11 protein-coding genes are annotated in these 12,039 nt (G+C 25.8%); 8 read left to right on the forward strand and 3 right to left on the reverse strand.

Going from position 1 to position 12,039, the window contains the following annotated elements:
• Positions 1-54 precede the first annotated feature (54 nt).
• Positions 55-3,270 (forward strand): DEAD/DEAH box helicase, encoded by a 3,216-nt coding sequence (locus tag RATSFB_RS06190; RefSeq protein WP_014095182.1) that lies wholly within the window; start codon positions 55-57, stop codon positions 3,268-3,270.
• A 272-nt stretch (positions 3,271-3,542) separates the two neighbouring features.
• On the opposite strand, the gene trpS is transcribed toward RATSFB_RS06190, so the two are convergent.
• Positions 3,543-4,523 carry a tryptophan--tRNA ligase gene (trpS, locus tag RATSFB_RS06195; protein WP_371136986.1) on the reverse strand — a complete coding sequence of 327 codons (981 nt, stop codon included), beginning with the start codon at positions 4,521-4,523 and terminating at the stop codon, positions 3,543-3,545.
• 70 nt (positions 4,524-4,593) lie between these two features.
• Positions 4,594-4,755: a zinc-ribbon domain-containing protein gene (locus tag RATSFB_RS06200; protein ID WP_005805255.1), complete on the reverse strand. Its 162-nt coding sequence runs from the start codon at positions 4,753-4,755 to the stop codon at positions 4,594-4,596.
• Between the two features lie 301 nt (positions 4,756-5,056).
• Between RATSFB_RS06200 and RATSFB_RS06205 the strand changes: the two genes are divergently transcribed.
• The 7 genes from RATSFB_RS06205 to RATSFB_RS07410 all read left to right on the forward strand — a co-directional run bounded on the left by RATSFB_RS06205 (position 5,057) and on the right by RATSFB_RS07410 (position 10,768).
• A complete protein-coding gene (locus RATSFB_RS06205) occupies positions 5,057-6,127 on the forward strand; it encodes a sensor domain-containing diguanylate cyclase (protein WP_014095184.1) in 1,071 nt (356 codons plus the stop codon).
• A gap of 66 nt (positions 6,128-6,193) precedes the next feature.
• The gene (locus RATSFB_RS06210) at positions 6,194-6,889 is read left to right on the forward strand and encodes a metallophosphoesterase (RefSeq protein ID WP_044035594.1); all 696 of its coding nucleotides are present in this window, start codon (positions 6,194-6,196) and stop codon (positions 6,887-6,889) included.
• A 34-nt stretch (positions 6,890-6,923) separates the two neighbouring features.
• Complete coding sequence (locus RATSFB_RS06215; protein WP_014095186.1) at positions 6,924-7,718, forward strand: GTP pyrophosphokinase; 795 nt, start codon at positions 6,924-6,926, stop codon at positions 7,716-7,718.
• Positions 7,719-7,770: 52 nt separating this feature from the next.
• Positions 7,771-9,366, forward strand: a complete 1,596-nt coding sequence (locus RATSFB_RS06220) for a peptide chain release factor 3 (RefSeq protein ID WP_014095187.1) — start codon at positions 7,771-7,773, stop codon at positions 9,364-9,366.
• Between the two features lie 67 nt (positions 9,367-9,433).
• Positions 9,434-9,598 (forward strand): hypothetical protein, encoded by a 165-nt coding sequence (locus RATSFB_RS07405; RefSeq protein ID WP_014095188.1) that lies wholly within the window; start codon positions 9,434-9,436, stop codon positions 9,596-9,598.
• Between the two features lie 140 nt (positions 9,599-9,738).
• A complete protein-coding gene (locus RATSFB_RS06225) occupies positions 9,739-10,560 on the forward strand; it encodes a dipicolinate synthase subunit DpsA (protein WP_014095189.1) in 822 nt (273 codons plus the stop codon).
• Positions 10,561-10,615: 55 nt separating this feature from the next.
• Positions 10,616-10,768 (forward strand): hypothetical protein, encoded by a 153-nt coding sequence (locus RATSFB_RS07410; RefSeq protein ID WP_173362859.1) that lies wholly within the window; start codon positions 10,616-10,618, stop codon positions 10,766-10,768.
• A 25-nt stretch (positions 10,769-10,793) separates the two neighbouring features.
• On the opposite strand, the gene tyrS is transcribed toward RATSFB_RS07410, so the two are convergent.
• A complete protein-coding gene (tyrS, locus tag RATSFB_RS06230; protein ID WP_014095190.1) occupies positions 10,794-12,014 on the reverse strand; it encodes a tyrosine--tRNA ligase in 1,221 nt (406 codons plus the stop codon).
• Positions 12,015-12,039: the final 25 nt, after the last annotated feature.

Here is a 12,039-nt window from a genome sequence, read left to right on the forward strand (position 1 = left end):
GATAGACTAATTTTTTAAATATTCATAAAATTTTTCTACGAAAGTAGGCATTTAATGAAAAAGATCGATATAGGAAAAATAACTGAGTTTTCCAATTTTAATAATGGAAATGACGGTATTACTCTTTATAAAAAAAATAAATTGAATATGCAATATTACGAATTTACTAAAGATGGTGTACATGTTGGTTTTGATGTCCCATCTATGCGAAACATAACATATACAACCAGAATATATATAGTCAATAATACTGTACTAAATGAATTTTATTGTTCCTGTACATATAGAAATACAAAAAATGATGTTTGTAAACACATTGTAGCTAGTTATATATTTTTCCTAAATGAATTAAAGGATAATATTAAACCTACTTTGATATATGATTTTTCACAATTAGATAAACTAACTACTTTAAATGAAAAAGATATCTTAAATAATGCAGATACAGATTACTTTAAAGTAGATTATTTTTTATATCTAAATGATATAGATAATATTTTACTTGAAATTAAGCTTATATCAAATAAAACATATTCTATATCGAATATATCCGAATTTTTAAATTCTATATTATCATCATCACCATACCCAATAAACAAAAATACATCACTAAACATATCAATTAATAGTTTCAATGAAAAAGATAGAGCTTTTCTATCTAAATTATTAACTATATACTCTCTTATAAAAATTAATGCTATAATTGTGGACAATATATTTTTCAATCAATATATAAAATTAAACTATTATTTATTTGAAAATTTAGTTGATTCTTTGGATGAAAATAATTTACATATAAAATTTAAACATACATTATTCGACTGTTGCAAGATAATCAAAGATGATTTAGATATATCTCCCATTATTTCAACAGATAATAATAACAATATCACGTTATCTTTAAAAACATTAAATATTATTGAATTATTTAGTGGAAAACATTATTTCTATCATGATGGATCAATATTTAACACTTCTTCATCGTTTATAAAAACCTATAATTGCATAAAGAAGTTAGTGCTTGATAACAACACATCTTATTTTACAATAAATGATGACAATAAAAATGTTTTCCTTAATCAAATCATACCTAAGCTATCTTTAAATTTTAATTTAAAAATTTCCGAAAGTTTAAGCAACATAATAAGTATTGAAGAATGTAAATGTAAATTCTACATAGATAAAGTTTCAAACGATATAGTCATAATAAAAGTTGTGTTTAGATATGGAAATTTAGATATAAATCCACTAGATATAAATTCTTTAAATATATCTATCTTAAGAGATTATGGTGTTGAAAATAAAGTATTAACTTCACTAAACAAATTAACTGAATACAAAAACTCAATTTATTACGTAATAAAATCTCCCGATAAAATAATTGATTTTAAAGAAAATGGAATCTCAATACTTAAAAATTTAGGGGAAGTTTATTACACGAAAAAATTCAAACAATACAAACTAATTCATTCATCTTCTTATAAAACTTCATTTAGTATAGGATTAAATAATTTATTAAATATATCATTTTCATTTGATGGAATAACAAATGAAGAATTATATTCAGCTATTAAAAACATAAGAAAAGGTTCGAAATATCTTAAACTAAAAGATAAAGGTATTTTAAATTTGGATAATGATTATTTAAAAGAAATAAATTCAATTCTTAAAGATTTGAATATCGATGAGAAGGAACTCAAAAATGATTCACTTAATATTGATAAATATTATGCATTCTATATAAACGATGCATATTCTAATAATTTTAAATCAATAGGTGAATTGAATAAAAGTGAAAATTTTTTAAAAATAACAGACGATCTTTCTAACATTTCTAACATTGATTTATCTCCCCCAAAAAATTTAAACGCTTCTCTTAGAAATTATCAGTTAGAAGGATTTAAATGGATAAAGACATTAAAAGAATATAATTTATCAGGAATTTTAGCAGATGAAATGGGACTTGGTAAAACTCTTCAAACTATCGCATTTCTTCAAAAAGAATATGAAAATAATTCACTTGGTAATGCAATAATAATTTGTCCAAAATCACTTATATATAACTGGTTTGATGAAATCAAAAAATTTGCACCAGAACTTAAAGTTCTTATATTTAATGGAAATAAAAATATTCGATCAAAGCTTTTAGATGAGTTTCAAAATTACGATATAATATTAACTTCTTACGGTATAATTCAAAAAGATATAGATGTACTAAAATTAAAGAATTTTAACATTTGCATAATTGATGAAGCCCAAAATATAAAGAATAAATCCTCTAAAAATACAATTTCTTTAAAAGAACTTAATGTAAATTATAAATTTGCATTAACAGGTACTCCTATAGAAAATTCAATTGAAGAATTGTGGTCAATATTTAACTTTTTGATGCCTGGATATTTATATTCTTATTCAAAATTTAGATCAATCTATGGAGATCAAGAAAACTATAGTTCATCTAATTTAAACAAAAAAATATCCCCTTTCATATTAAGAAGACTTAAAAAGAATGTATTAACTGAACTCCCTCCTAAGATTGAAACTAAAATAATGATTGATTTAAATAATGAGCAGAAAAAATTATATTACTCATATATAAACAAATTCAAAGAAGAATTTGGATTTGAGAATGAGAATTTAAATGATAAGAATATCAAATTTAAAATGCTAAGTGCATTAACTCGTTTAAGGCAAATTTGTTGTGATCCTAAAGTAATATTTGAGGATTACTCTCATGGAAGCTCTAAAATAGACACATTAATGGACATAATAGACGAATATATCAAAAACAATAAAAAAATTATAATATTTTCAAATTTTACAACTGTACTTAAAATTATTAGAGATAAATTTATCAAAAATAATATAAAGTATACGTACTTGGATGGAAGTGTTCCATCTAAAGATAGAATTGATATTGTAAATGATTTTAATCAAAATGATTATAATATATTTCTAATTTCCCTTAAAGCTGGAGGATTCGGTTTAAATATAACATCTGCTGAAATTGTAATTCATTTCGATCCTTGGTGGAATAATGCTGTTGAAGATCAAGCTACAGATAGAGCTCATAGAATTGGTCAAAAGAACACAATTCATGTTATAAAATTAATAACTAAGGGAACTATTGAAGAGAAAATATTTGAAATACAGGAGAGGAAAAATATACTTATCAACTCTATAATAAAAGACAGTGAACTTGAATACAGTTCAATCTCCAAAATGTCAGTTGAAGATCTTAAAAATTTATTTACGATCGATACATTATAAAAACCTGTAGCAAAAATTAATGCTACAGGTTTTTATTTTAATATACCCTATTTTTCTTTGAAAATTTGGTAAGAGTCAATAATAATCCAGATATTAAAAATATGTTTAATGAAAGTTTACTAAAAAATAATACAAATAAAGATATAGCAATAATCACACTAAATTTCATCAGGCTATGTAAAATTCGGTTCATTTATATTCACCTCATGAAACTAGTCTAAACATTAATGATATTATTAAACCTTGTAAATATTGTGAATATATCCTATTTCTTAAATAAATCCAATTTTTTTCTTAACCTTCCTAAGCATTCTATAAGATGCTTCTATCGCCTTCTCTGCACCATCTTTATATATTTTCTCTAAATAATCTTTATTATCCATAAGCTCTTTAACTCTCTTTTGTATCGTAGAAAGTTCATCTATCAGTAAATTTGAAACTTCATTTTTCAAATCTCCATAACCTTTATTTTTAAATCGAGCTACAATATCATAAGTATCCTCTCCTGTTATAGATGAGAATATATTAATTAAATTTTTAATTCCTAATTGATCATCACTATAATTAATGCTCCCTATAGAATCTGTAACACTCCTACTTATTTTTTTCCTTATAATATTTTCATCATCAAGGATTTTTATGTATGAATTTTCATTTTCATCGGACTTAGACATCTTCTTATCAGGAGATTGGAGGTTCATTATTCTAGATGATGTTGAACTTATATAGGGATCCGGTATTTTAAACGTATCTGAATAAATATTGTTGAATCTTTCTGCAAGATCACGAGCTAACTCTAAATGCTGTTTTTGATCTGATCCAACAGGAACAAGATCTGTATTATAAAGGAGTATATCCGCTGCCATTAAAATTGGATATGTAAATAATCCAACAGATATAGATTCACCAGATTTTAATGACTTTTCTTTATACTGAGTCATCCTAGATGTCTCTCCCATATATGTAAAACAATTTAATATCCAAGAAAGTTCAGAATGAAATGGGACATGAGATTGAATAAACAACGTGTTTTTATTTGGATCTATTCCCGATGCAATATAAATTGCTAATGTTTCTAATATCTTTTCCCTAAGTCTTTTGGGTTCTTGTCTTACTGTTATAGCATGTAAATCCACAATACAAAAAAAACAATTATACTCAGATTGTAATTTTATCCAATTTTTTATCGCACCAAAATAATTACCAATAGTTAAATCTCCTGATGGTTGTATACCACTAAATATATTTTTCATACTATCATTCAATTTAATTCCCTCCCTAAATTAAAAAGAGACCTTATTAAAATAAGATCTCTTCTTAAAACTATCTTCTTACTTCTCTTCTCTGATTCTTTCTTGCACGTCTGCAATCTGGACATCTTACTGGATCATTTTCAAATCCTTTTTCTTTAAAAAAGTCTTGCTCTCCTACTGTAAACACAAACTCTTTTCCACAATCTTTACAAGTAATATTTTTATCACTCACGATAAACACTCCTCACGTTCACAGGAATTATTTGAATGGGACCCTTATCCTCTCATATCAAGAATCTATGAACGAAAGAATGTGTGCCTTAAACCAAATCTATTCCTTTTATTTATTACATCTGTAATTATATACTTAATTTATAAACAATTCAATATAAAAATTTATTATTTTTTTATATAAATATAATCATATATTTTATATTTTAAAATTAATTTCTACATATTTTTTATTAATTAATAAACACTATATACTTAGTTTATAATAAATATGAAACTTTTATATAAAGAAGGTGTTTAAAATGACATCAACAAAAGAAAAAGACAACAATACATCAGGTATAGATCTTAATATCTATGAAAAACTTATAAAAGAAGAATCTGATAGATTAAAACAACAAAATGATTCTCTTCAATATAAGCTTTCAATAACGAGTAATCTACTTGATATAAGTAAATATCTCAATACTCGTATTGCAAGCGATAATATTTTCAATGTAATAAATGATGTTGCAATAGCTATATTCGGTGTTAAGTATTCAACAATTATAGTTAAAGAATCTGAAAATACCTATTTAAATATTTCAAATGTAAATAGTAAAAACTATAAAAATTTTAACTTTATGCATAAATTTTTCGGAGAAGAAACATTTCTAATTTCATGTAAACAAGAATTAAATATAGACTCAATAAAAGAACCTGATTCAAAATCATTACTTGGTTATCCAATATTTTGCAAAAAAGAATTTGTTGGATATATGATTCTTGAACATCCATATGAGAATTTTTTTGATACTCATAAAGTTCATTTTTTAGGATCTCTTGCAGATCTCTTAGCAATGACATATGAAAACTATATGTTATATAAACAATTGGACGAAAAATCTAAAAATGATCCTATACTAAACATTTTAACAAGAGCAGAATTTTTAGATAGAATAAATAAAATCATACTTAAAAAACCTCAAAAAGATTTTGCGTTAATTATGATAGATGTAGATAATTTCAAACATATAAATGACTCTCATGGACATATATTTGGAGATTCTGCTTTAATACAAACAACAAATGTTATAAAAGAACTTTTAGATGAAAATGACATATTTGCAAGATATGGAGGGGATGAGTTTATACTATACACTAATTCCTTTGACTCAACAAAAGAACTCATAACAAAAATTGAGAAACTAAGAATGAGTATTGAGAAAAATACCATTGAACTCAATGGATCTAAATCAAGCATTACTATGAGTTTTGGAATATCTATATATCCATACGATGGTAAAACACTCGATTCTTTATTAAATTTTGCAGATAACATGCTATATATGGCCAAAGAAAATGGAAAAAATAAAGTAGAAATAAATTTATAATTTATTGATGGGCTTATGTGTTGCATGTATAATATAACTTGCATAGATTTTTAGGGAGTGATTAATTTGAACTTATTTGCAATATCGGATTTACATTTATCATTTAATTCTGAAAAACCAATGGATATTTTCGGAAAAAAGTGGATTAATCACTTTAATACAATTATGGAAAATTGGTTAAAATTAATTTCTGATAATGATGTAGTTTTAATTTGCGGAGATACTTCATGGGCAATGAATATGAAAGAAGTGATTTCAGATCTTAATTGGATAGATAATCTTCCTGGTAAAAAAATTATCATAAGAGGTAACCACGATTTTTGGTGGTCTAGTATAAGTAAATTGAACTCTATTTATGAAAATATAAAATTTATTCAAAATAACTATATTCCATTTAAAAATTACGCAATCTGTGGAAGTCGAGGTTTTAATATAGATATCCTAGACTCTCAAGATAAAGAAAGTCATTTAAAAATATTAGAGAGGGAAAAAATAAGAATGAACCTCTCCTTGAGTTCTGCTAAAAAAGATGGATATGAGAAAATAATTTATATGAGTCATTATCCTCCATTTTCAATAAACAACAGTTCTCTAAATAAAAATATTTTTATGGATGTTTTAAATGAGTATGATGTTGAAATAGTTGTATATGGACATATCCACAGCAATTTTGAAAAATTTTATGATAGAGAAATAAATTATACAAAATACTACTTAACATCTTGTGATTATTTAAATTTTATTCCCCTAAGAATCTTATAAAATTATTTATTTTCTAGCTAATAGGTGATATATTATGGCTATAAAACAATGGAGAACCTTTCTTATGCCATACCAACAAGCTGTTGAGGAACTAAAAATTAAATTTAAAAGTATTCGTAGAGAATTCAAATTTAAAAATGAATATTCCCCTATTGAGTTTGTTACAGGTAGAGTTAAAGAAGTGGCTAGTATACTTGAAAAAGTTAAGAAATTTAATATTTCTATGGATAGAATAGAATTTGAACTCGAAGATATTGCTGGAATTCGTATAATGTGCCAATTTGTAGACGATATAATGAAAGTAGTAAACATAATAAGAAAACGTAAAGATTTAACTATTTTATATGAAAAAGACTACATAACAAATGTAAAAGAAAGTGGATATAGAAGTTACCATATTATAATCAAATATCCTGTTAATTTATCCATAGGATGCAAAGAAATTATATCAGAAATACAAATTAGAACTCTTGGAATGAACTTTTGGGCAACAGCAGAGCATTCACTAAATTATAAATATAAGCAACACATACCTGGTAATTTAAAGACTAAACTTAAACAAGCTGCAGATACAGTGTATAAACTAGACGAATTAATGACACAAATAAAAGATGAAATAAGGGATGCTCAAAGATTGTTTGATGTTAAATCACACATAGTTTCAAATATAACTGATGCTTTAACTAGTTTAATATCCTTAGGCGGAATAAAAGAGTTTACAAATTATCAAATACAACTTACAACACTTATAGAAATTGGAGATATAAATCAATTAAACTCTCTACTACTTAAAATACAGAGAGATATTGATAAATATAAAAAATTTTAAAGACTCCTAAAAACTATTTAGGAGTCTTAATTTATAATAACGAGGTTTAATAATGAGTGATTTTATAGATGAAATTAAGAAGAGAAGAACATTTGGTATAATATCCCACCCAGATGCTGGTAAAACTACACTTACAGAAAAATTATTATTATACGGTGGAGCAATACGACTTGCTGGATCTGTTAAGGCTCGTAAATCTTCAAAACATGCGGCATCTGATTGGATGGATATAGAAAAACAAAGAGGAATATCTGTTACAAGTTCAGTTCTTCAATTCAATTACGATGGATTTTGTATAAATATATTAGATACTCCAGGGCACGAAGATTTCTCGGAAGATACATATAGAACACTCGTTGCATGCGACTCTGCTGTAATGGTAATAGATGGCTCAAAAGGAATTGAGCTTCAAACTAAAAAATTATTCCACGTATGCTCTATTTTAAACATACCTATTTTTACATTTATAAATAAAGTCGACCGTGAAATTAAAGATCCATTTGATTTAATGGAAGAAATTGAAAAAGAATTAGGGATAAAATGTTATCCTATGAACTGGCCCATCGGGTGCGGTGATAATTTCAAGGGAATATATGAAAGAAATGAAGAAAAAATATATATCTTCTCAAATAAAAATCATGGACAAGATATTATAGATTCCTATGAAGGCAAATATACAGACGAAGTATTTAAAGATATTTTAGGTGATCATCTACACAAAACTTTAATCGAAGATATAGATTTATTAAATATACTAGATACTCAATTTGATCATAATAAAGTATTAGATGGTAAACTTACTCCTGTATTTTTTGGATCTGCTATAACAAATTTTGGAGTTGAAATATTTTTAAAAAACTTTCTCAAATATTCTTCAATGCCACTTAAACGTGAATCTACAATTGGGGATATCTCTCCTACTGAAGACTATTTCTCAGCATTTATATTTAAAATACAGGCAAATATGAATCCAAAACACAGAGATAGAATAGCATTTATGCGAATATGCTCAGGAAAATTTGAAAAAGGAATGGAAGTATCACATATACAAAACAATAACAAAATTAAACTTGCTCAACCCCAACAATTCTTTGCTCAAGAAAAAGAATTCATAGATGAAGCATACGCAGGAGATATAATAGGTGTATTTGATCCAGGTATATTTTCAATCGGTGATACTCTAACAACATCAAAAACTCCATTTAAATTTAATGGTATGCCTGCCTTCTCACCAGAATTATTTGCAACTGTTAAACCTGTAAACTCAATGAAGAGAAAACAATTTTTAAAAGGTATTACTCAAATTTCACAAGAGGGAGCTATACAAGTATTTAAAGAATTTAACTTTGGTATGGAAGAAGTTATAATTGGAGTTATTGGAAATTTGCAGTTTGAAGTTCTTGAATATAGATTGAAACATGAATATAATACAGACATTAAAATAAATAAAATTCCATACTCCTTCATACGATGGATTGAAAAATTAGATATTCCAATTGATGATTTAAATCTAACTAGCGACACAAAAAAGGCGATAGATTTAAAAGGTAGAAACATATTAATATTTCAAAATAATTGGGGAATACAATGGGCTCTTGATAAGAATCCATCAATTGTTTTATCTGATATAGGAAAATTTCAAGATTAATATATTAATATTTTCTTAATAACTTGTTAATACTAACCTTATTAAATTTTAAGAGGAGTTGTTTTTTATGGATAAAAAATACGGTCCTAAAATACGTATATCTGATAAAACAGACAAAGCAATTAAAAATTATAATAAGGTTAATCACACTAACATTCCTAATCCTAAAACAGATCCAATAGTTGTTAATAATATAGCTTCAATGGAATTTGATTACACCGAAGAAGAATAAATGTGCTTTTCATATAAAGCACATTTTTATTTTTTTATATTAAAAATTTTTTAAATAATAATCTATCCTATCACTCTAAAAATACACAAAACATACATTATATACAAAATAAAATATATTTTAAAAGGAGAATATAATTAATGAACTTATTAATTATTGGTGGAGATGAAAGATCCATTGCATTGAAGGATATCCTAAAAAAAAATAATTTTAATGTTCATTCATCATTTCTAAATGAAAATGAAAAAGATGTTGAAAATTTAAATGATTTCGATATAATTATCCTCCCAATACCATTTGAACGTGAATCAAAATTAAATGCCCCATTTTATGATAAAGAAATTAAATCTTCATATACACTAGAGAAATTAAAACATTTTAAAGGAACAATAATTGGAGGATTTAACAAAAAAAACGAAGAATTCTTCGTAAATGAAAATTTAAATTTTAAAAACATATTAGAAGATGAAAATTTCACATTAATTAACGCTATAATAACAGCTGAAGGATCAATAGAAAAATTAATACACGAGAGTTATAAGAGCTTATTTGAATCAAATGTATGCATATTAGGATATGGTCGCATAGGAAAAGCTCTATCTAGAAGAATGTATTCTTTATGCAACAAATTAACAGTATACAATAATCCATCTATTAATTTAACCTACACAAAAATAGACAATATAAATTCTCATGAACTTAAATATTTTAAAGATCACGCCCCACAATATAACATAATAATAAATACCATACCTCATTTAATTATAAACAAAGAAATTTTAGATATCATAAATAAAGATACACTAATATTAGACCTTTCGTCTAACCCTGGAGGTGTTGATTTTTCATACGCTCAAAAACTTGAAATAAAAGTTATACATTACCTAGGTGTACCAGCTAAAGTTTCAAAATACAGTTCCGCAAATGCAATTTTCAGCTTTCTTTTAAAAACTTTAAAATAAGTTGAATAATTTAATTGCTTTCTTCTAAGACTAAATAGGAAGGAAGTGATTATAAATGGATCCTAGAGATCTTTGGGATGTAGAAGATATGTTTGATTTAGTTGAAAATAACCACAATAAATTTGAAAATAATATAGAATATAGTGAGTTTGAAAATAATAAAGAAAATGATTTTTACGATTTCTCAGATGATGATTTACCATATTAAAAAGGCTAGTATAAAACTAGCCTTTTTAATTTATCAAATTTAATATGTAGAAATTTTTCTTACCTCTCTTCAAAATAACTTTTCCATCTTTAAAATGTTTTTTCTCTAATAATAAATTTGGATCAGTTATTTTCTCATCATATATAGAAACCCCACCTTGAGATATAAGTCTTCTTCCTTCAGATTTTGATGGCAATATTTTAAGACCAACTAAAATATCCAAAAACAAATCTCCATTTTCCTGAATTTTAACATCATAATTTGGAGCACCTTCTAAATTTCCATTTCCTGAAAATAAAGCTTTTGATGCCTCTTTACACTTAATTGCCTCTTCTTCACCATGTATTATTTTAGTAACCTCAAATGCCAATACTTCCTTAGCCTTATTTATCTCAGCGTCCTCAACTTTACACAAATCTTCTATCTCATCTAATGGCAAAAATGTCAACATTTTTAATGTCTTTTCCACATCATCATCTCCAATATTTCTCCAATATTGATAGAAATCATACACAGATGTTTTTTCCTTATCAAGCCATATAGCCCCATTTTCAGTTTTACCCATTTTCTTACCATTACTTGTAAGAAGCAAATTACACGTTAAAGCATATACCTGTACTCCTCTAGTTTTCTTGATTAAATCCATACCAGCTATCATATTTGACCACTGGTCATCCCCACCAAGTTGCATTATGCAATTATATTCTTGATTTAAATATAGAAAATCATATGCCTGCATAATCATATAATTAAACTCTATAAAGCTTAATCCTTTCTCAAGCCTTTGCTTAAAACATTCAGCTCTAAGCATATTATTTACAGAGAACTTAGTTCCAATTTCCCTAAGGAAATTAATATAATTAAGCTTTAAAATCCAATCAGCATTATTAAGCATAATAGCATTATCATTCGAAAAATCTACAAACTTCTTCATTTGATCTTTTATTTTACTTAAGTTATCATTTATAGTTTCATTAGATAACATTTTTCTCATATCCGTTTTACCTGTAGGATCTCCAACCACAACAGTCCCACCACCTACAAGTACGATAGGTTTATGACCATGCTTCTGCATATGGGACATAAACATAAGTGTTACAAAATGACCTACAGTTAAACTATCCGCTGTCGGATCATATCCTATATAAAAAATTATTTTTTCATTATTTATAAGATTTCTTATCTCCTCTAAGTGCGTAGCCTGCTTAATAAAACCTCGCTTCTCTAATTCATTAAATAGATTCATATTAACTTCCTCTTACTTCCAAAGT

Origin of the sequence: Candidatus Arthromitus sp. SFB-rat-Yit, from assembly GCF_000283555.1 — a bacterium.
GTDB lineage: Bacteria > Bacillota > Clostridia > Clostridiales > Clostridiaceae > Dwaynesavagella.